We start from the raw sequence: 20435 nt of genomic DNA, 5'->3' as shown, positions 1-20435 counted from the left end.
AGAAGGAAGCCCCCGCGCCGGGTGTGGTGCGGGGACTCGGCTGAACGCGCTAGTCCATGACTAGGCCATGCCAATCAGATGGACGTTCGGACCTTATCCCGAGAGGGCTGGACGGAGCATCGGGAATTCCGCTGGGTGACGCGGCGTCAAACCAGGTGCCGGACAATCCGATCCAAGGCCGGCGGACGACGCGGGCCGGGAGTCCGCGGGAAGCCGCACCCGACCACATCGGCTTCGGCCGGTCGGCGACGCCGGTCCGGCGGAGTTCTCGTACACCTTCGCCGAACTCGCGGCCGTCACCGACGAGTTCACCCAGCGGCTGGGACTGGAGCGGTACCCGCTCTACATCCAGGACTACGGCGCCCCGATCGGCCTGCGCCTGGCCCTCGCGCACCCCGGACGGGTGACCGCGATCGTCACGCAGAACGGCAACGCCTACGAGGAGGGGCTCGGCGAGGAGGCCTGGGCGCCCGTGCTGGCCCTGATCGAGAAGCGCGCGCCGGAGACGGAGGCGCCGGTGCGGGAGATCTACTCCCCCGACGGCGTCAAGTGGCAGTACCTGCACGGCGTTCCGGACCCGTCACTGGTCAGCCCGGACGCCTACGAGCACGACGCGGCGCTGCTGGCCCGCCCCGGCCAGCCGGAGATCCAGCTCGACCTGACCTCCGACTACGGCGCCAACCTCGCGCTCTACCCGGCCTTCCACGACTACTTCCGCGCCAGTCAGGTCCCGCTGCTCGCGGTCTGGGGCGGACACGACGAGGTCTTCGTGCCGGCCGGCGCGCTCGCCTTCCAGCGGGACCTGCCCGAGGCCGAGGTGCACCTGCTGCCCGCCGGGCACTTCGCCCTGGAGACGCACGCCGACCGGATCGCCGCGCTCATGCGGGACTTTCTCGGCCGTCACCTGCCCACCGGCTGAGCAGTTCACGGAAGCCTTCGGGGTCGTCCACCCACGGCATGTGCCCCGCGCCCGGGAAGGTCACCCGGCGGACGTGCGGCAGTGCCGCGGCGAGGGAGTCGACGGCGGTACGGGGGCGGACGTCATGGGCGCCGTCGACGATCAGCACCGGCACCCGGAGGGCCCGGCAGGCGGGGTACAGCGCGGGGGTGCCCCAGGCCCGCCCCCGTTCCTCGTTGAGGGCGCCGGCGCACTCGGAGTTGATCCCGAACCACGGCTCGGCCATGCGCCCGGCCGGCTCCAGGGCCCGGTCCCGGTCCTCGAACTCCACGGACCAGTGCAGCACGGCCCGTTCCCGCTCCTCGTCCCGCGTGCGCGTCGCGATGCCGGACAACTCCCGCCAGCGGGCCAGACGTTCGGGGTGGTCGGCGAGGCGGGCGAGGAAGTTCTCCTTGTACCCGGGGTGCCAGTCGGCGTCCGGGCCGATGCCGGTGCCCGAGACGTACACCAGCGCGCTCACCCGGTCGGGATGGGCCAGTGCGTAGCTCAGGCCCAGCTGAGCGCCCCAGGAGTGGCCGAGCAGCGCCATCCGCTCCAGGCCGAAGTGCCGCCGTACGGCGTCCAGATCGGCGACGAACCGCTCGCTCGTCCAGGGGCCGTCACAGTGCTCCGAGCGGCCGCAGCCGCGCTGGTCCCAGCGGATCACCGGGGTGAGGTCCGCGAGCAGCGCGGCCAGGTCGCCGAACATGTCCCACAGGCCCGGCCCGCCGTGGCACAGCACCAGCGGGTCGCCGGTGCCGCCCGAACGCTCCGCCCACAGCCGTACCCCGTCGTCCGCCGTCACCGTCATGAACGCATTGTGACAGGGCCGGAATTGGCAACGGGCCGGGAAGCCTGCTCGGGGGTCAGGCTTCCCGGCCCGAGTTCACGGGATGGGCGGATCAGCCCATGTGCGGGTAGGAGTAGTCGGTCGGCGGGACCAGGGTCTCCTTGATGGCGCGGGTCAGGGTCCAGCGCATCAGGTTCTGCGGGGCGCCCGCCTTGTCGTTGGTGCCGGAGGCGCGGCCGCCGCCGAAGGGCTGCTGGCCGACCACGGCACCGGTCGACTTGTCGTTGATGTAGAAGTTGCCCGCCGCGAAGCGGAGCTTCTCCATCGTGTACGCCGCGGCGGCGCGGTCGCCCGAGATGACCGAGCCGGTGAGGGCGTAGTCGGAGACCGACTCCATCTGGGTCAGCATCTCGTCGTACTGGTCGTCCTCGTAGACGTGCACGGCGAGGAACGGCCCGAAGTACTCGGTGGTGAAGACCTCGTTCTCCGGGTCGGTGCACTCGACGACGGTCGGGCGGACAAAGTAGCCGACCGAGTCGTCGTAGGTGCCGCCCGCGACGATGGTGCAGGTCGGGTCCGCCTTGGCGCGGTCGATGGCGGCCTTGTTCTTGGCGAAGGAGCGCTCGTCGATGACGGCGCCGATGAAGTTCGACAGGTCGGTGACGTCACCCATGGTCAGGTGGTCGACCTCGGCCGCGAACTCCTCCTTGAAACCGGAGTTCCAGATGGACGCCGGGATGTAGGCGCGGGAGGTGGCCGAGCACTTCTGGCCCTGGTACTCGAAGGCACCGCGGGTCAGGGCGGTCTTCAGGATCGCGCGGTCGGCGCTCGGGTGGGCGACCACGAAGTCCTTGCCGCCGGTCTCGCCGACCAGACGCGGGTAGGAGCGGTACTTCTCGATGTTGTTGCCGACCGTCTTCCACAGGTACTGGAAGGTCTTGGTCGAACCGGTGAAGTGGATGCCCGCGAGGTCCCGGTGCTCCAGGGCGACCTTGGAGACCTCGATGCCGTCGCCGGTGACGAGGTTGATGACGCCCTTGGGCAGGCCCGCCTCCTCCAGGAGCTGCATGAGCAGCACGGCGGCGTGGGTCTGCGTCGGGGACGGCTTCCACACCACCACGTTGCCCATCAGCGCGGGGGCGGTGGGCAGGTTCGCGGCGATCGCGCTGAAGTTGAACGGCGTGATCGCGTAGACGAAGCCCTCCAGCGGGCGGTGGTCCATGCGGTTCCAGACGCCCGGGGAGTTCGCCGGGGGCTGCTCGGCGAGGATCTGGCGGGCGTAGTGGACGTTGAAGCGCCAGAAGTCGACCAGCTCGCAGGGGCTGTCGATCTCGGCCTGCTGGGCGGTCTTGGACTGGCCGAGCATGGTGGAGGCGGCGATGGTCTCGCGCCAGGGGCCGGACAGCAGCTCCGCGGCGCGCAGGATGATCGCGGCGCGGTCGTCGAAGGACATGGCGCGCCAGGCCGGCGCGGCGGCCAGGGCCGCGTCGACGGCGTCCTGGGCGTCCTGCTGGGTGGCGTGCCGGCCGGTCCCGATGACGGCCTTGTGGTTGTGCGGCTGGACGACCTGGAAGGGCTCGCCGCCGCCGAGGCGCTTCTCGCCGCCGATGGTCATCGGCAGCTCGATCGGGTTCTCGGCCAGCTCCTTGAGCTTGGCCTCCAGGCGGGAGCGCTCGGGCGAGCCGGGGGCGTAGCCGTGCACCGGCTCGTTGACCGGGGTGGGGACCTGGGTCACAGCGTCCATAGGATCCTTGACTCCTTGTACGTGAGCGGGTGTTCGGGCTCAGCCCTTGCTGACCATGCTGCGCAGGAAGAAGCGCAGGTTCGCCGGCTTCTCCGCGAGACGGCGCATGAAGTAGCCGTACCAGTCGGTGCCGTAGGCGGTGTAGACGCGCATGCGGTGGCCCTCGGCGGCCAGCCGCAGGTGCTCGTCGCCGCGGATGCCGTACAGCATCTGGAACTCGTACTCGTCCAGCTTGCGGCCGGCCTGGTGGGCCAGCTCCTGGGCTATGGAGATCAGGCGCGGGTCGTGGGACCCGATCATCGGGTAGCCCTCGCCCTCCATCAGCGTCCTCAGGATACGGACGTACGCCTTGTCGATCTCGTGCTTCTGCTGGTACGCGACCTCGGCGGGCTCCTTGTAGGCGCCCTTCACCAGGCGTACCCGGCTGCCGGCCTCCGCGAGGCGGCGGGCGTCGGCCTCGGTGCGGAAGAGGTAGGCCTGGATGACGCAGCCGGTCTGCGGGAAGTCCTTCCGCAGTTCCTCGTGGATGGCGAACATCGAGTCCAGGGTGGTGTGGTCCTCGGCGTCCAGCGTGACGGTGGTGCCGACGGCGGCGGCGGCCTCGACGACCGGGCGGACGTTGGCGAGGGCCAGCTCGTGGCCGCCTTCCAGCGCCTGCCCGAACATGGAGAGCTTGACGGACATCTCGACCTTCTCACCCAGCCCCAGCTCCTCGAGCCGGCCGATGAGCTCGAGGTAGGCGTCCCGGGCGGCGGAGGCCTGCTCGGGGGTGGTGATGTCCTCGCCGACGACGTCCATCGTCAGCTCCAGGCCCTTGGCCGTCAGGTCCCTGATGATCGGGACGATGTCGGTCACGGTCTCGCCGGGGATGAAGCGGTCCACGACCTGCTTGGTCACCGGGGCCGCCGAGATCAGGCGTCGCATCCGGTCGCTGCGCGACGCGGCGAGAATCACGGGACCCAGCACGGGGCACCTCCACTACAAAAGCACCAAATAGGGCCGACGTCCGACGATTCGGATACGGCACGGAGAACCACCGTGAAACTTACGGATCACTCCGATCGTCTGCCATCGACAGCTGTCACGCATCCGTGCCCGGGATCTCAGACAGATGTATGAAGCGGACGCGGAAGTGCGCGAGAATACGGGGGTGGCGTCGGAGTACAAAGCTGACTACCAGGAGCTCGTGGACGAGATCTCGGAGCTGCTGGGCGTTCCCGCGACCCTGGAGAACCGGGACTTCGAGTTGATCGCCTTCGGCGCGTACGACAGCGAGGGCGACCTGGACCCGTCGGCCCTGGACCCGGTGCGCACCCGCTCGATCCTGACCCGGCGTTCCACCACGACGGTGCGGGAGTGGTTCGAGGGCTTCGGCATCACCCGGGCCACCGGACCGGTGCGGATCCCGCCGACCCCGGAGGCCGGCGTCTACCGCGGACGCATCTGCCTGCCGGTGCGCCATCGGGGTGTGGTCCTCGGCTATGTCTGGCTGCTGGACGACGACCCGGGCCCGACGGAGGCGCAACTGGGCGCCGCCATGCAGGTGACGGGCCGGATCGGCGCCCTGCTCGCGGACGAGCAGCGGGCGGGTGCGGGGCTGGGCCGGGAGCTACGGGCGGTACTGACCGCGGAGCGCGGCTGGCAGCAGGACATGGCGGTGGCCGAACTGCGCACCGCGCTGGGGACCCGCGCGGACGGTCCGCACACGCTGGTCTGCGTCGCCCCCTGGCCGTCGGCCGACCCGGACGACGCGCCGTCCGTCCGCACCGTTCCGCACGCCACGGCGTTGTGCACGGTCCCGTGGGGGGCCACGGAGCAGAGCCTGGCGGTGCTGGTGCGGCTCCGCTCGGCGGACGTGGCGGCACCGGCCCTGACGGCGGCCTCACGGGTGCTGAAGGAGTCGGCGGCGGCGCTCGGCACGCGCCGGTCCAGGGACGCGGCCGCCGCCGGGGTCGGTGAGCCCCGTATCGGGCTCGCCGCCCTGGGTGAGGTCTGGCAGGAGGCGTCCGCCGCGGCGCGCGCGGCGCTGGCCGAGCCGCGGTTCGGGCCGGTCGCCGAGTGGGGGCGCGTCGGGCCGTACCGGCTGCTGACCGCGCTGCCGCCGCAGACCGCCCACGATCCCGCGGTCGGCCCGCTGCTGGCCCCGGCCCACCGGGAGCTGGCCCGCACCGCCGAGGTCTACCTCGACTGCGCGGGGCAGGCCGGCCGCACGGCGGCCGAGCTGGGCGTCCACCGGCAGACCCTCTACTACCGCCTCTCCCGCGTCGAGCAGCTCACCGGCCTCGACCTGGACGACGGCGAGGACCGGCTGCTGCTCCACATGGCGCTGAAGCGGGCGCGGCTGACCTGAGCGGCCGAGCCGAGCGGTCAGCGGCTGGCGGCCTCGATGATCAGGCGCAGGCCCTCGGTCAGCGCGTCCCCGTCGGGGGCGGTCTTCGGGTCGAAGGTCCACTGGGCGATGAGCCCGGTCATCAGGGTCACGTAGAACCTGCCGAGGGTGTCCGCGGTCTCGTCCGGGACATCCTCCTCCCGGCCGCCCATGAGCATCGGGATGAGGCCGCGGCCGGCCTCCCGCTGGGCGAGCGCCAGATGGTCACGGACCTCGGGCAGCTGGTCGCCCATGACCACGATCTCCATACTGAGGCGCCACATCGAGCCGGGCTCGCGCATCGTGTCGACGATGTTCGACCACACCCACCGGAAGCGCTCCAGGGACCCGGGCGCGCCCTCCGGCTCCACGGCACCCCCTCCGTCGAAAGCGTCGGACAGGCCCTCCACCAGCGCGACGTACGCCTTGGCCAGCAGGGCGTCCTTCGATCCGTAGTGATAGCCGATCGAGGCCAGGTTGGTCCCCGACGCCTTGACGATGTCGCGCGCCGTGGTGCGCGCGAAGCCCTTTTCCAGCAGGCAGCTCTTGGCGCCTTCCAGCAGATCCTCACGATGTCCCATGCGGACCAGCCTAGCGCCGGATCCATACAGCTGTCCTAGACGCCTGACTTATACAAGCGTTCTAGACAAGCGTTTAGGACGTCCGTACAGTCACCGTCATGACGAACCCGACGAGCAACGAATCCCCCGGCGGCCGCGCGGGCCGCCGCGAATGGACCGCGCTCTGCGTGCTGATGCTGCCGCTGCTGCTGGTCTCGATGGACGTCTCCGTCCTGTACTTCGCCATCCCCGCGATCAGCGCGGACCTCGAGCCGAGCGGCACCCAGCAGCTGTGGATCTTCGACATCTACGCCTTCGTCCTGGCCGGCCTGCTGATGACGATGGGCTCGCTGGGCGACCGCATCGGCCGGCGCCGGCTGCTGCTGATCGGCGCCGCCGCCTTCGGTGCCGCGTCCCTGGTGGCGGCGTACGCGAACAGCGCCGAGACCCTGATCGCGGCGCGCGCCGTCCTCGGCATCGGCGGCGCGACCCTGATGCCGTCGACCATGGCGCTGGTCCGCACGATGTTCACCGACCCGGCGGAGCGGGCGAAGGCGATCGGCGTCTGGTCCGGTGTGATGACCGGCGGCATCGCGCTCGGCTCGGTGCTCAGCGGTGTCCTGGTCCAGTACTTCTGGTGGGGCTCGGTCTTCCTGGTCAATCTGCCCGCGATGGCGCTGCTGCTGCTCCTCGGCCCGGTGCTGCTGCCCGAGTCGAAGAACCCGAGGCCCGGCCGCTTCGACCTGCTGAGCGTGCCGCTGTCGATGGCCGCGGTACTCCCCGTGGTCTACGGCCTCAAGGAGATCCCCTCCGAGGGCTGGCACCCGCGGTACGTCGTCCCGGTCACCGTGGGCCTGCTCTTCGCGGCCCTGTTCGTCCACCGGCAGCGCACCGCGGCCTCCCCGATGATCTCGCCGGCCCTCTTCCGCGGCCGCGGCTTCGCCCCCGCCATCGTCCTGAACCTCGTCTCCGCGCTGGCGATGATGGGTTCGGCCTTCTTCACCACGCAGTACCTGCAGTCGGTGCTGGACAAGAGCGCGATGGAGGCGGCCCTGTGGGCGCTGCTGCCGTCGGTGCCGATCGGCATGGCGGCCCCGGCCGCGACCGCCCTGGTCCAGCGGGGCGTCGACCGCGCCTACGTGGTCACCGCCGGCTTCACCGTCGCGGCGGCGGGCTACGGGATGCTGGCCCTGACCGGCACGGACTCGCTCTGGCTCGTCCTCGCCGCCTGCGGCGTACTGGCGTCCGGCATCGTCATGGTGATGTCCCAGATGACCGACCTGGCGATGGGCACGGCTCCGGTGGAACAGGCGGGCGCGGCCTCGTCACTGCTGGAGACCGGCCAGGAGTTCGGCGGCGCGCTGGGCATGGCGGTCCTCGGCTCCATCGGTACGGCGCTCTACCGCCACGAGATGCCGGCCTCGGCCCCGGCCGAGGCGCACGAGACCCTGGGCGGCGCGCTTGCGGTCGCCGGACGACTGCCGGGGCGCACGGGTGACGCCCTGGCGACCGCGGCCCGGGAGGCGTTCACCACCGGGATGCACGGGGCGGCGATCGCCGGGGCGGCGGTGCTGGCCCTCGCGGCCGGCGCGGCGGCGGTCACGCTGCGCGGTACCGGGACGCGGCGCACCCCGGCGGCCACGGCCGGGATGGAGACCGCGGCCTGAGACGCCACCGGACACGAGAAAGCGCCGGACGGGTCACGACCCGTCCGGCGCTTCGCGGTTGCCGGTCCGTCAGACCAGGTTCACCGAGCGGGCGGACGTGGCCCCGATCTCCTCCGCGACCTCGGCCAGCACGCCGGCGGCCACCGTGTCGTCGACGGTCAGGACGGCCAGCGCCTCCCCGCCCGCCGCCGCGCGGGCGACCTGCATGCCGGCGATGTTGAGGCCGGCCTCGCCGAGGATGCGGCCGACGGTGCCGACGACGCCCGGACGGTCCTCGTAGCGCAGGACGACCATGTGGTCGGCGAGGGCGAGGTCGACGTCGTAGTCGCCGACCGCGACGATCTTCTGCAGGTGCTTCGGGCCGGCCAGCGTGCCGGAGACCGACACCTCCTCGCCACCCGCCAGCGTGCCGCGCACGGTCACCACGTTGCGGTGCTCGGCGGACTCGGAGCTGGTCGTCAGACGCACCTCGACACCGCGCTCCTGCGCGAACAGCGGGGCGTTGACGTACGACACCGTCTCGTCGACGACGTCCTCGAAGACACCCTTGAGCGCGGACAGCTCGAGCACCTTCACGTCGTGCTGGGTGATCTCGCCGTACACCTCGACGTCGAGGCGGACCGCGACCTCGCCCGCGAGGGCGGTGAAGATACGGCCGAGGCGCTCGGCGAGCGGCAGACCCGGCTTGACGTCCTCGGCGATGACACCGCCCTGGACGTTCACCGCGTCCGGCACCAGCTCGCCGGCGAGCGCGAGGCGCACCGACCTGGCGACGGCGATACCGGCCTTCTCCTGGGCCTCGTCCGTGGACGCGCCGAGGTGCGGGGTGCAGACGACCTGGTCCAGCTCGAACAGCGGGGAGTCCGTGCAGGGCTCCTTCGCGTACACGTCGAGGCCGGCGCCGGCCACCCGGCCCTCCTTCAGCGCCGCGTACAGCGCCGCCTCGTCGACGATGCCGCCGCGGGCCGCGTTGACGATGCGCACGCTGGGCTTGACCTTGCGCAGCGCCTCGTCGCCGATCAGACCGAGGGTCTCGGGGGTCTTCGGCAGGTGGACGGTGATGAAGTCGGAGACCTCGAGCAGCTCGTCCAGCGACAGCACCTTGACGCCCATCTGCGCGGCCCGCGCGGGCTGCACGTAGGGGTCGTAGGCGACGACCTTCATGCCGAAGGCGGACATGCGCTGGGCGACGAGGGCGCCGATGCGGCCCAGGCCCACGACACCGAGCGTCTTCTCGGCCAGCTCGACACCGGTGTACTTGCTGCGCTTCCACTCGCCGTTCTTCAGCGCGGCGTTGGCCTGCGGGATGTTGCGGGCGGTGGCGAGGAGCAGACCGCAGGCCAGCTCGGCGGCGGTCACGATGTTGGAGGTCGGGGCGTTGACGACCATCACGCCGGCCTTGGTGGAGGCGGAGACGTCGACGTTGTCCAGGCCGACGCCGGCTCGCGCGACGACCTTGAGCTGCTTCGCGGCGGCGACGGCCTCCGCGTCGACCTTGGTGGCGGACCGGATCAGGATCGCGTCGACGTCGGCGATGGCCGGGATCAGCTCGGCGCGGTCGGCGCCGTTGCAGTGCCGGATCTCGAAGTCCGGGCCAAGCGCGTCGACGGTGGCGGGCGACAGCTCTTCAGCGATGAGTACGACGGGTTTCGAGCTCACGTGAGTCCTCACAAGTCCAATGCGGACGGCCGTCCCGACGGCCGCTGGCGGTGGAGGGGGGCTAGCCGCGGAAGACGCACGACGCTGTGGGCCTGACGCGTATGTTGTGCAGCAGTCTAGTGGCGTGCAGGAGGCCGTCTTGCGCCTCTGCGGAAGGATCACCCGTCCGTGGCTGGACGGGGTGGACAAAGGGGGCCGGAGCAGTGTGCCCCGACCCCCTGACGTGGGGCTTACGCCTCCTCGTTCACCCAGCTCATCAGCTTGCGGAGCTGCTTGCCGGTGGTCTCCAGCAGGTGCTCGGAGTCCTGCTGCTTGTACTCGTTGTACTTCTTCAGGCCGCCGTGGTACTCGTCCATCCAGTTCTGGGCGAAGGAGCCGTCCTGGATCTCGGCGAGGACCTTCTTCATCTCGGCCTTGGTGGCGTCGGTGATGATGCGCGGGCCGGTGACGTAGTCGCCCCACTCGGCGGTCTCGGAGATGGACCAGCGCATCTTCTCCAGGCCGCCCTCGTACATGAGGTCCACGATCAGCTTCAGCTCGTGCAGGCACTCGAAGTAGGCGATCTCGGGCTGGTAGCCCGCCTCGGTGAGGGTCTCGAAGCCCGCCTTCACCAGCGCGGCGGTGCCACCGCAGAGGACGGCCTGCTCGCCGAACAGGTCGGTCTCGGTCTCCTCGGTGAAGGTCGTCTTGATGACGCCGGCCCGGGTGCCGCCGATGCCCTTGGCGTAGGACAGGGCCAGCGCGAAGGCGTTGCCGGAGGCGTCCTGCTCGACGGCGGCGATGCAGGGAACGCCGCGGCCCTCCTCGTACTGGCGGCGGACCAGGTGGCCCGGGCCCTTCGGGGCGACCATGCAGACGTCCACGCCGGCCGGGGGCTTGATGAAGCCGAAGCGGATGTTGAAGCCGTGGCCGAAGAAGAGCGCGTCGCCGTCCTTCAGGTTCGGGGCGATGGACTCCTCGTAGACCTGGCCCTGGATCGGGTCCGGGACGAGGATCATGATGACGTCGGCCTCGGCGGCGGCCTCGGCCGGGGTCACCACGCGCAGGCCCTGCTCCTCGGCCTTGGCCTTGGACTTGGAGCCCTCGTGCAGACCGACACGGACGTCGACACCGGAGTCACGCAGCGACAGCGCGTGGGCGTGGCCCTGGCTGCCGTAGCCGATGACCGCGACCTTGCGGCCCTGGATGATGGACAGGTCGGCGTCAGCGTCGTAGAACAGCTCGGCCACTTTGGGTTCTCTCCTTGGTGTGCAGTTTCTGCTCCCACCGTATGCCGGTGAGGGGGAAGGAAGTTTCGGGGTCTCGGCATACGGGCGGACGGTGCGCGCCGGCCGCCCGTACCCAGCCTTACGCGGATCGGTCCAGAGCGCGAAGCGACCGGTCCGTGATCGAACGGGCGCCGCGGCCGATAGCGATCGTGCCGGACTGGACCAGCTCCTTGATGCCGAACGGCTCCAGCATCTTGAGCATGGCGGACAGCTTGTCGCTGGATCCGGTGGCCTCGATGGTCACGGCCTCCGGGGAGACGTCCACGGTCTTGGCGCGGAAGAGCTGGACGATCTCCACGATCTGGGAGCGCGTCTCGTTGTCGGCGCGGACCTTCACCAGGACGAGTTCGCGCTGAACGGCCTGGCCGGGCTCCAGCTCCACGATCTTCAGCACGTTGACGAGCTTGTTGAGCTGCTTGGTGACCTGCTCCAGCGGGAACTCCTCGACGCTGACCACGATGGTGATCCGGGAGATGTCGGGGTGCTCGGTGACCCCCACCGCGAGCGAGTCGATGTTGAAGCCGCGACGGGAGAAGAGGGCGGCGATCCGGGCGAGGATGCCGGGCGTGTTCTCCACCAGGACGGAGAGCGTGTGCTTGGACATGTCTGGTCTTCCTTCGCTCTGCCGGCTCAGTCGTCTTCGCTGTCGCCGAAGTCGGGGCGGACGTCCCGGGCGGCCATGATCTCGTCGTTGGAGGTGCCGGCGGCGACCATCGGCCACACCATCGCGTCCTCGTGGACGATGAAGTCGACGACGACCGGGCGGTCGTTGATGGAGTTCGCCTCCTCGATGACCTTGTCCAGGTCCTCGGGACGCTCGCAGCGGATCGCGTGGCAGCCCATCGCCTCCGACAGCTTCACGAAGTCGGGGACGCGGGTGCCCCTGGCCTCCGGGTTGACGTCCTCCGGACCGGAGTGCAGCACGGTGTTGGAGTACCGCTGGTTGTAGAACAGGGTCTGCCACTGGCGGACCATCCCGAGGGCGCCGTTGTTGATGACGGCGACCTTGATCGGGATGTTGTTCAGGGCGCAGGTGGTCAGCTCCTGATTGGTCATCTGGAAGCAGCCGTCGCCGTCGATCGCCCACACCGTGCGGTCGGGCTGCCCGGCCTTGGCGCCCATCGCGGCCGGGACCGCGTAGCCCATGGTTCCGGCGCCGCCGGAGTTCAGCCAGGTGGCGGGCCGCTCGTACTGGATGAAGTGCGCGGACCACATCTGGTGCTGGCCGACGCCCGCCGCGAAGATCGTGCCCTCGGGCGCGAGCTGCCCGACGCGCTCGATGACCGCCTGCGGGGACAGCGAGCCGTCCTCGGGCTGGTCGTAGCCGAGCGGGTAGGTGTCGCGCCAGCGGCTCAGGTCGCTCCACCAGGCGGTGTAGTCGCCCCTGTGGCCCTCGCTGTGCTCCTTCTGCACCGCCTGGACCAGGTCGGCGATGACCTCACGGGCGTCTCCGACGATCGGCACGTCGGCGGCGCGGTTCTTGCCGATCTCGGCGGGGTCGATGTCGGCGTGGACGATCTTGGCGTACGGGGCGAAGCTGTCCAGCTTGCCGGTGACGCGGTCGTCGAAGCGGGCTCCGAGGGCGACGATCAGGTCGGCCTTCTGCAGCGCGGTGACGGCGGTGACCGCACCGTGCATGCCCGGCATTCCCACGTGCAGCGGGTGGCTGTCGGGGAACGCGCCGAGCGCCATCAGGGTGGTGGTGACGGGCGCTCCGGTGAGTTCGGCGAGGACCTTCAGCTCGGCGGTGGCCCGCGCCTTGAGGACGCCGCCGCCGACGTAGAGGACGGGACGCTTCGCCGTGGTGATCAGCTTGGCGGCCTCGCGGATCTGCTTGGCGTGCGGCTTGGTCACCGGGCGGTAGCCGGGCAGGTCCGTGACCGGGGGCCAGGAGAAGGTGGTCCGCGCCTGGAGGGCGTCCTTGGCGATGTCCACCAGGACCGGGCCGGGGCGGCCGGTGGAGGCGATGTGGAAGGCCTCCGCGATGGTCCGCGGGATGTCCTCGGCCTTGGTGACCAGGAAGTTGTGCTTGGTGATCGGCATGGTGATGCCGACGATGTCCGCCTCCTGGAAGGCGTCCGTGCCGATCGCCTTGGACGCGACCTGCCCGGTGATCGCCACGAGCGGCACCGAGTCCATGTGCGCGTCGGCGATCGGGGTGACCAGGTTGGTCGCGCCCGGGCCCGAGGTCGCCATGCAGACGCCGACCTTGCCGGTGGCCTGCGCGTAGCCGGTGGCCGCGTGGCCGGCGCCCTGCTCGTGCCGGACCAGGACGTGCCGGACCCGGGTGGAGTCCATCAGCGGGTCGTACGCGGGCAGGATCGCACCGCCGGGAATGCCGAATACCGTGTCCGCGCCGACCTCCTCGAGGGAGCGGATGAGGGACTGCGCACCCGTGACGTGCTCGACGGGGGCGGACTGATGTCCTCCGGATCGGGGCCGGGGCTGCGGATGGGCCCCGGTGGCCTGCTCGGTCATCGGCATTCTCTTCTCGATGCTGAGGTCTTATGCGAGGTTTGGGCGGAGTCGAAGCGCCGCACGAAAGGCACTCGTGCAACAAAAAACCCCTCGTGCCGGAAGGCAAGCGAGGGGAGCGCGCCGGGGAGGTCGCTGGGGATTCCGGAACGTCCTCCGGTGGGTCCCAGCTCAGCCGACGCGCTGTCCAAGTACGAGAATTCGGGTGCGCATGGCACTGACCCTCCCCCCGGCACGCACCGCGTGTCAAGTGGGTGGGACGGGCGTCTCAGCATGTGAGCGAAGGGCATTGCCACCTCCGATGACGGCGGACACCCCTCCGGTGTACACCCCCGCGGCTCCACCGGCGAACGCCGGTTCGGCAGGTGTGTGGGGCACCGGATAATGGCCGGATCCGAGCGCCCGGCGCAGCCGGTACTCGTCCAGCGGGCCCGCGAACGCGCTGCCCTGGCCGTGGGTGCAGCCCATCGCGCGCAGCGCGGTCACCTGCTCCGGCAGATCCACGCCCTCGGCCACGGACTGGAGCCCGAGATCGCAGGCGATACGGAGCAGCCCGCTGGTGATCTTGTGCAGCCGAGCGGACTCCGCGACCCCCTCGACCAGACCCCGGTCCAGCTTGAGGATGTCCACGGGCAGCCGCCTGAGGGCCGTGATGGCCGCGTGGCCGCTGCCGAAGCCGTCGAGCGCGATCCGCACGCCGAGCCGGCTGAGCGCGGTCAGCCGCCGCTCCAGTTCCTCCAGCGACGTCCGGTGGTCGGTGTCGGACAGCTCCAGGACCAGTGCGCCGGGCGGCAGACCGTGCCGGGTCAGCAGCGCCTCCACGGTGCCGAGGGGCATCGAGCGGTCCAGCAGCCGCCGGGCGCTCAGCCGCACGGCGACCGGCACGACGTGCCCGGCGGCGGCCCGCTCCGCGGCCTGGTCCACCGCCTCCCGCAGGATCCAGCGGTCCAGCTCCGCCGTCTTGTCGCCGTCCTCGGCCACTCTCAGGAACTCGGCGGGGGTGAACAGCACCCCCTGGGAGGAGCGCCAGCGCGCCTGCGCGGAGACCGCCGTGATCCGGCCGTTCCCGAGGCTCACCACCGGCTGGTGGAGCAGCGCGAACTCGCCGTCGTGCAGGGCGGCGCGCAAACGGGTGGCCAGCTCGGCCTTGCGTACGACGTCCTGCTGCATCTGCGGCCGGTACAGCTCGACACGGCCCTTGCCGGCCGATTTCGCGCGGTACATCGCGAGGTCGGCGTTGCGCAGCAGCTCGCCCGCGCCGAGGCCCGGCTCGGCGAAGGCGACACCGATGGAGGCGTTGACCCGGACATCGTTGCCGTCGATGGAGTAGGGCTGGGAGAGCGTGGTCCTGAGGCGGTCGGCGAGCTCCAGGATGTTCCGCTCCCGGGCGGCCCGGTCGCGGGTACCGTCCCCGGCGATCAGGGCCGCGAACTCGTCGCCGCCGAGCCGGGACGCGGTGTCTCCCTGCCGGACCGCGTCCTGGAGTCTGCGGGCGGCCTGGACGAGCAGCTCGTCCCCGGCCTGGTGCCCGATCGTGTCGTTGACGGCCTTGAAGCCGTCCAGGTCGATGAAGAGCACGGCGGTGCCGCGCAGGGCGGCGCCCCGGTCGGTGGCACGGCGGCCGGAGAGGGCCTGCTGGACGCGCCGGGTGAACAGCGCGCGGTTGGGCAGGTCGGTGAGCGGGTCGTGCTCGGCGTTGTGCTGCAACTGGGCCTGGAGCCGGACTCTCTCGGTCACGTCCCGGCTGTTGAAGATCAGGCCGCCGTGGTGGCGGTTGACGGTGGACTCGACGTTGAGCCAGCCCCCGTCGCCCGACCGGAAGCGGCACTCGATGCGGGTGGTGGGTTCGTCGAGGGGGCTGGCGGCGAGGAAGCGGCGCACCTCGTGCACCACGCAGCCCAGGTCCTCCGCGTGGATCAGGGCGGCCAGTTCGGTGCCCACCAGGTCCTCGGCGGGCCGTCCGTAGACCCCGGCGGCGGCCGGGGAGACGTAGCGCAGGATGCCGTTGGGCGCGGCGATCATGATGACGTCGCTGGAGCCCTGCACCAGGGAGCGGAAGTGGTTCTCCTTCTGCGCCAGTTCCTGGGTGAGGGTGATGTTGTCCAGCAGCATGATGCCCTGCCGCATGACGAGAGCCAGCACGACCGCGCCCGCGGTGATCAGTACCACGTGGTCGGGCCTGCGGCCGTTGAGCACGTTGTAGAGGATGCCCAGGGTGCACACGGCGGCGGCCAGGTACGGCGTGAGCGCGGCCAGTGAGCCGGTGATCGGCCGGCCGGGCAGGTACCGCGGGTGGTCGCCGCCGCCCGGCGCGGGCGGGGGCACGTGGGCCTGGCCGGGGCCGCGCTGCCCCGGTACGTGCTCGTGGACCACGCGGGAGTGCCCCTCGGGCACGCGCCGTTCGCGGTCCGCTGCCCCGGTGCGGTGGGACGCGGCCCAGGGGGCGTAGGCGAGCAGCAGCGAACCGGCGAACCAGCCCGCGTCCAGCAGTTGCCCGGAGTGGTAGCTGCTGTGCAGCAGCGGCGAGGTGAACAGCGCGTCGCACATCACCGTCAGGGCGAGCGCGCCGATCGCGGTGTTGACCGCCGTGCGGTTGCCCGGGGAGCGGCGGAAGTGCAGCGCGAGCACCATGCTGACGAGCGCGATGTCCAGCAGCGGGTACGCCAGTGACAGGGCGGTGTGCGCCACGCTCGGCCCGTCGAACCGGGCGGCCTGGGCCAGCGCGAGGCTCCAGGACAGGGTGAGCAGCGAGCCGCCGATCAGCCAGGCGTCCAGCGCCAGGCAGATCCAGCCCGCCCGGTTCGCCGGCCGCTGGGCGAGGACCAGCAGGCCCACGATGGCGGGCGGCGCGAAGCACAGGAAGAACAGGTCGGCGTAGCTGGGGCTGGGCACGGGCCGGCCCAGGACGACCTCGTACCACCCCCAGACCGCGTTGCCGAGGGAGGCCATCGCGGAGGAGAGCGCGAAGAGCAGCCAGGCCGGCCGGAAGCGGATCCGGGGCCCGCGGGCGTAGCGGAAACAGGAGACGGCGGCGGCGCCGGCCGCGGCGCTCAGCCCGAAGTCGCCCATGACCAGCGCCACTTGCTCGGAACCCCAGTCGAACATGGAGCCGATCGCATAGGCCCCGCAGACCAGGGCGAGGACGAGTTGGGGCACCAGCCGCGGGCCCTCGGCGGCGGACGGCGGCCGGGCGGGTGCCGGGGCCGGCGGCGCGGACGGAGCGAGCGGCGTGCCGTCGAGGGTGCCCGTCAGGGCGGGCGGGGCGTTCACCGGGGCCTCCCGGTGCGCGCCGCTCGCGGCTCCCCGGTGTCCCGGTGCGCCGCGAACCTCCCGCGGCCGGCCGGTTTGCGGTGGCAGTGATGGCTCGTGTGGTGGCCGCGTCTGCGCGCGGTCGTGCGCCAGGGTCCCCGCCGGCGGCTCCGCCGCGTCGGATCGTTCGTCCATAGGCCGTGCATCGCCCGTCGCCCCCCTCACAAGTCCGATCTGTCGCTCCCCGGCGCCGAACGGTCAGCGGCGCAGCCCCTGTCGGGACGATACACCAGGATCGTCACTCAGGGACATAGCTTCTCTACGCTCCGTGACGATCAGCGAAGATGTCAACACGTTCCGCGCTCGGAAGATTGCGGAGGGTGCCGGGAGTGTGTCAGGTCCCCGTAGTGAGGATCACGTTCCGCAGGGGCTCGTGGTTCACGAATCGGTGCAACTGGTCCACCAGAAGCCGCTTGGCGCGCGGCAGGAAGGCCGAGGTGGGTCCGCCGACGTGGGGGCTGATGAGCACACCTGGCGCCGTCCACAGGGGGTGCCCCGGCGGCAGCGGCTCGGGGTCCGTGACGTCGAGGGCGGCCGTGATGCGCCCCTTCTCCACCTCGGTGAGCAGCGCGTTCGTGTCCACGACAGGTCCGCGGGAGACGTTGACGAGCAGCGCCCCGTCCTTCATCAGGCTCAGGAAGTCCGCGTTCACCAGACCTCTGGTCGCCTCCGTCAAGGGCGTGGAAAGGATCACGACATCGGCTTTCGGAAGCAGAGCGGGCAATTCGGGGAGCGGATGCACGGGACCGCGCGCCGTAGTGCGCCCTGAGCGCGCGACGCGCGCCACCCGCGCGAGTTCGAAAGGCGCGAGCCGGTCCTCGATGGCGGCGCCGATGGCCCCGTAGCCGATGATCAGGGCGGTCCTGTCGGCGAGCGCGGGGTGGAAGCCCCCGCCCCACTCGCCCCGGTCCTGGGCCCGGACGAAGTCGGGGATGCCCCGCAGGGAGGCGAGGACGAGCGCGAGGGCCAGTTCGGCCGTGCTGGCCTCGTGGACTCCGCGCGCGTTGCACAGCTTCACGCCCGGGGGCAGGTGCCGCAGACCCGGGTTCAGGTGGTCCACGCCGGCCGACAGCGTCTGCACGACCCGCACGGTGCTCATGCGGTCCATCGGCCGCAGCCCCACGGCGCTTGAACGCATGTACGGCACGACGTAGAAGGCGCAGGCGGCGGGGTCGCCGGGGAACTCCTGCTCGCCGTCGTCGCCTCCGTCCCAGAACAGGTAACGGGGCCCCTGGGGAAGCCCCTCGATCTCCTCCGGCGCGATGGGAAGCCACACGTCTTGTGTCATGGCAAGGAGGCTATGTCAGGCGTACAGGCGTGGGGCGTTAGGTTGGGGGACCGGACGAGGGAGGTTCACGAGCAGGTGGAGCGCAGGACGATCGGCGCGGGGGCGCTCGCGGTGGGGGCCGTCGGACTCGGGTGCATGCCGATGAGCTGGGCGTACACCGGCTCCCGGCAGCGGGGCGACGAGTCGCTCAGAACCGTGCACCGGGCGCTCGACCAGGGCTCGAACCTGCTGGACACGGCCGACATGTACGGCCCGTTCACCAACGAGCTGCTGCTGGGTCGGGTGCTCAGGGAGCGGCGCGGGGACGCCTTCGTGTCGACGAAGGCGGGGCTGCTCGTGGGCGAGCAGCACATCGTGGCCAACGGCCGCCCGGGCTATGTGAAACGGGCCTGCGACGCCTCGCTCAGGCGGCTGCAGACGGATGTGATCGACCTCTACCAGCTGCACCGCGCCGATCCCGAGGTCCCCGTGGAGGAGACCTGGGGCGCGATGGCCGATCTGGTGCTGGCCGGGAAGGTACGGGCGCTGGGCCTGTGCGCGGTGGGCGCGCGCGGCCACCGCCGCTCCGGCAACCGGCTCTACGACACCACGCTGCGTCAGCTGCACCGGGTGCAGCAGGTCTTCCCGGTGAGCGCGGTGCAGGCGGAGCTGTCGGTGTGGTCGCCGGAGGCGCTGGACACGCTGCTGCCGTGGTGCGAGGCGCGGGGTGTGGGCTTCCTGGCCGCGATGCCGCTGGGCAACGGCTTCCTGACCGGCACGCTCACGCCCGGCGAGGGCTTCGAGCCGGACGACGTGCGCGCCCGGCACCCCCGCTTCACGGCCGAGATGATGGCGGCCAACCAGCCGATCGTCGCCGGTCTGCGCCGGATCGCCCGCCGGCACGGCGCGGACGTCACTCCGGCACAGGTGGCGCTGGCCTGGGTGCTGGCACAGGGCCGTCACGTGATCGCGCTGCCCGGCACCAAGCGCGAGCGCTGGGCCGGGGAGAACGCGGCGGCGGCCGCGCTGCGGCTGACCGCGGAGGACCTGGCGGAGGTGTCCCGGCTGCCGGCGGCGCGGGGCTCCTGGGACTGAGCGGTCCCGCGTGCGGTGCGCGCCGGGCGGGAACCCGGGCGGGACGGGCGGAGTATGAGAGGGAGGAACCCGGGAGAAACTGTCGTACGTCCGCCGCTGCGAAGGGACCATGATCGTGCAACGCCGAGTTGTGACGGCCGTGTTGGCCGCGACCGCGCTCCTGCTGACGGCGGGCTGCTCCTCCGGCGGCCAGGGCTTCCCGGGTGACGGCGGGAGCACCACGCCGAGGGGGACGGCGACGGCCACCGCTCCGTCCGGCCGGGCCACCGAGTCGGCGCCGCCGGCCAAGGGCTCGGTGAAGGTGCTGCGCACCGTCGCCGACGGCCTGAGGACGCCGTGGGGGCTGGCCCCGCTCCCCGGCGGCGGGCTGCTGGTCTCCTCCCGGGACGACGGCACGATCACCCGAATCGACGAGAGGACGGGCCGCAGCACCGGGCTGGGCACGGTCTCCGGGGTCTCCGCGGACGGCGAGGGCGGCCTGCTCGGCATCGCCCTCTCCCCCGGCTTCGCCTCGGACCACATGATCTACGCCTACTTCACCTCGGCCTCGGACAACCGCATCGTCCGGATGCTGTACGACGAGAAGAAGCCGGCCGGTGAGCAACTGGGCGCCCCGGACACGGTCTTCAGGGGCATCCCCAAGGGGTTCATCCACAACGGCGGCCGGATCGCCTTCGGCCCGGACCGGATGCTGTACGCGGGCACGGGCGAGAGCGGCGACCGCGGCCTGGCCCAGGACAGGAAGTCGCTGGGTGGCAAGATCCTGCGCCTGACCCCGGAGGGCGAACCGGCCCCCGGCAATCCGTTCCCCGGCTCCCCCGTGTACTCGTACGGCCACCGCAACGTGCAGGGGCTGGCCTGGGACTCCAGGCAGCGCCTGTTCGCCTCCGAGTTCGGCCAGGACACCTGGGACGAGCTGAACGCGATCGTGCCGGGCGGCAACTACGGCTGGCCGGACGCCGAGGGACGGTCCTCCGGCGCCGGCTTCCGCGACCCGGTGGCCCAGTGGCACACCGACGAGGCCTCCCCGAGCGGGATCGCCTATGTCGACGGGGTGATCTGGATGGCCGGTCTGAAGGGCGAACGGCTGTGGCGCGTCCCGCTGCGCGGCACCGCCGCCTCGGCGGCCCCCCAGGCGTTCCTCACCGGCGAGTACGGCCGGCTGCGCACCGTCGTCCCGGCGGGGAACGGCAGGATCTGGCTGGTCACGAGCAACACCGACGGCCGGGGGTCGCCGAAGAAGGGGGACGACCGGGTGCTGGAGGTGTCGGTCCGATGAGCGGACCGTTGCTGTCC

Annotated in this window: 15 protein-coding genes and 1 pseudogene; 6 read left to right on the top strand and 10 right to left on the bottom strand. The window is 71.4% G+C overall.

Going from position 1 to position 20435, the window contains the following annotated elements:
- Window positions 1-211: 211 nt before the first annotated feature.
- A pseudogene (locus tag ACZ6B1_RS26235) lies at window positions 212-418 on the top strand (alpha/beta fold hydrolase); the annotation flags it as partial.
- Window positions 404-919 carry an alpha/beta fold hydrolase gene (locus ACZ6B1_RS26230; RefSeq protein ID WP_468782279.1) on the top strand — a complete coding sequence of 172 codons (516 nt, stop codon included), beginning with the start codon at window positions 404-406 and terminating at the stop codon, window positions 917-919. The pseudogene ACZ6B1_RS26235 and the gene ACZ6B1_RS26230, both read left to right, overlap by 15 nt.
- On the opposite strand, the gene ACZ6B1_RS26225 is transcribed toward ACZ6B1_RS26230, so the two are convergent.
- From ACZ6B1_RS26225 to ACZ6B1_RS26215, 3 genes are all read right to left on the bottom strand, one after another.
- On the bottom strand, window positions 879-1748 hold the full coding sequence (locus ACZ6B1_RS26225) for an alpha/beta fold hydrolase (protein ID WP_468782278.1): 870 nt from the start codon (window positions 1746-1748) through the stop codon (window positions 879-881). The two genes, ACZ6B1_RS26230 and ACZ6B1_RS26225, sit on opposite strands and share 41 nt — an antisense overlap.
- A 91-nt stretch (window positions 1749-1839) precedes the next feature.
- Window positions 1840-3471 carry an L-glutamate gamma-semialdehyde dehydrogenase gene (gene pruA / locus ACZ6B1_RS26220; protein ID WP_468782277.1) on the bottom strand — a complete coding sequence of 544 codons (1632 nt, stop codon included), beginning with the start codon at window positions 3469-3471 and terminating at the stop codon, window positions 1840-1842.
- A 39-nt stretch (window positions 3472-3510) separates the two neighbouring features.
- Window positions 3511-4437: a proline dehydrogenase family protein gene (locus tag ACZ6B1_RS26215; RefSeq protein ID WP_468782276.1), complete on the bottom strand. Its 927-nt coding sequence runs from the start codon at window positions 4435-4437 to the stop codon at window positions 3511-3513.
- A gap of 145 nt (window positions 4438-4582) precedes the next feature.
- On the opposite strand from ACZ6B1_RS26215, the gene ACZ6B1_RS26210 reads away from it, so the two are divergent.
- Window positions 4583-5821, top strand: a complete 1239-nt coding sequence (locus ACZ6B1_RS26210; RefSeq protein WP_468782275.1) for a PucR family transcriptional regulator — start codon at window positions 4583-4585, stop codon at window positions 5819-5821.
- 17 nt (window positions 5822-5838) lie between these two features.
- Here ACZ6B1_RS26210 and ACZ6B1_RS26205 read toward each other — a convergent pair whose 3' ends face one another.
- A complete protein-coding gene (locus ACZ6B1_RS26205) occupies window positions 5839-6420 on the bottom strand; it encodes a TetR/AcrR family transcriptional regulator (protein WP_468782274.1) in 582 nt (193 codons plus the stop codon).
- A 98-nt stretch (window positions 6421-6518) separates the two neighbouring features.
- On the opposite strand from ACZ6B1_RS26205, the gene ACZ6B1_RS26200 reads away from it, so the two are divergent.
- Window positions 6519-8066 carry an MFS transporter gene (locus ACZ6B1_RS26200; protein WP_468782273.1) on the top strand — a complete coding sequence of 516 codons (1548 nt, stop codon included), beginning with the start codon at window positions 6519-6521 and terminating at the stop codon, window positions 8064-8066.
- 69 nt (window positions 8067-8135) lie between these two features.
- Here ACZ6B1_RS26200 and serA read toward each other — a convergent pair whose 3' ends face one another.
- From serA to ACZ6B1_RS26170, 6 genes are all read right to left on the bottom strand, one after another.
- Entirely contained in the window at window positions 8136-9725 is a 1590-nt protein-coding gene (gene serA, locus ACZ6B1_RS26195) for a phosphoglycerate dehydrogenase (protein WP_468782272.1), read from the bottom strand.
- A 230-nt stretch (window positions 9726-9955) separates the two neighbouring features.
- Window positions 9956-10954 carry a ketol-acid reductoisomerase gene (gene ilvC, locus ACZ6B1_RS26190; RefSeq protein ID WP_468782271.1) on the bottom strand — a complete coding sequence of 333 codons (999 nt, stop codon included), beginning with the start codon at window positions 10952-10954 and terminating at the stop codon, window positions 9956-9958.
- 118 nt (window positions 10955-11072) lie between these two features.
- Window positions 11073-11597 (bottom strand): acetolactate synthase small subunit, encoded by a 525-nt coding sequence (ilvN, locus tag ACZ6B1_RS26185; protein WP_030216544.1) that lies wholly within the window; start codon window positions 11595-11597, stop codon window positions 11073-11075.
- Window positions 11598-11623: 26 nt separating this feature from the next.
- On the bottom strand, window positions 11624-13471 hold the full coding sequence (locus ACZ6B1_RS26180) for an acetolactate synthase large subunit (protein ID WP_468782270.1): 1848 nt from the start codon (window positions 13469-13471) through the stop codon (window positions 11624-11626).
- A gap of 243 nt (window positions 13472-13714) precedes the next feature.
- A complete protein-coding gene (locus ACZ6B1_RS26175) occupies window positions 13715-16738 on the bottom strand; it encodes a putative bifunctional diguanylate cyclase/phosphodiesterase (protein ID WP_468782269.1) in 3024 nt (1007 codons plus the stop codon).
- Between the two features lie 373 nt (window positions 16739-17111).
- Window positions 17112-18065 carry a 2-hydroxyacid dehydrogenase gene (locus ACZ6B1_RS26170; RefSeq protein ID WP_468782268.1) on the bottom strand — a complete coding sequence of 318 codons (954 nt, stop codon included), beginning with the start codon at window positions 18063-18065 and terminating at the stop codon, window positions 17112-17114.
- A 75-nt stretch (window positions 18066-18140) separates the two neighbouring features.
- Here ACZ6B1_RS26170 and ACZ6B1_RS26165 point away from each other — a divergent pair, with 75 nt between their 5' ends.
- Both ACZ6B1_RS26165 and ACZ6B1_RS26160 read left to right on the top strand, forming a co-directional pair.
- On the top strand, window positions 18141-19139 hold the full coding sequence (locus ACZ6B1_RS26165; protein WP_468782267.1) for an aldo/keto reductase: 999 nt from the start codon (window positions 18141-18143) through the stop codon (window positions 19137-19139).
- 109 nt (window positions 19140-19248) lie between these two features.
- Window positions 19249-20418, top strand: a complete 1170-nt coding sequence (locus ACZ6B1_RS26160; protein ID WP_468782266.1) for a PQQ-dependent sugar dehydrogenase — start codon at window positions 19249-19251, stop codon at window positions 20416-20418.
- Window positions 20419-20435: the final 17 nt, after the last annotated feature.

It is taken from the genome of Streptomyces sp. NPDC041129 (genome assembly GCF_055592265.1).
The sequence above is the reverse complement of the archived record's forward strand: the minus strand, read 5'-3'. Positions and strand labels throughout refer to the sequence as shown.

Bases quoted from the DNA above. Each gene is read 5' to 3' on its own strand.
- ACZ6B1_RS26225 (WP_468782278.1), bottom strand. From the start codon at position 1,748: ATGACGGTGACGGCGGACGACGGGGTACGGCTGTGGGCGGAGCGTTCG.
- pruA (WP_468782277.1), bottom strand. From the start codon at position 3,471: ATGGACGCTGTGACCCAGGTCCCCACCCCGGTCAACGAGCCGGTGCAC.
- ACZ6B1_RS26210 (WP_468782275.1), top strand. From the start codon at position 4,583: ATGTATGAAGCGGACGCGGAAGTGCGCGAGAATACGGGGGTGGCGTCG.
- ACZ6B1_RS26205 (WP_468782274.1), bottom strand. From the start codon at position 6,420: ATGGGACATCGTGAGGATCTGCTGGAAGGCGCCAAGAGCTGCCTGCTG.
- ACZ6B1_RS26200 (WP_468782273.1), top strand. From the start codon at position 6,519: ATGACGAACCCGACGAGCAACGAATCCCCCGGCGGCCGCGCGGGCCGC.
- ilvN (WP_030216544.1), bottom strand. From the start codon at position 11,597: ATGTCCAAGCACACGCTCTCCGTCCTGGTGGAGAACACGCCCGGCATC.
- ACZ6B1_RS26180 (WP_468782270.1), bottom strand. From the start codon at position 13,471: ATGACCGAGCAGGCCACCGGGGCCCATCCGCAGCCCCGGCCCCGATCC.
- ACZ6B1_RS26170 (WP_468782268.1), bottom strand. From the start codon at position 18,065: ATGACACAAGACGTGTGGCTTCCCATCGCGCCGGAGGAGATCGAGGGG.
- ACZ6B1_RS26160 (WP_468782266.1), top strand. From the start codon at position 19,249: ATGATCGTGCAACGCCGAGTTGTGACGGCCGTGTTGGCCGCGACCGCG.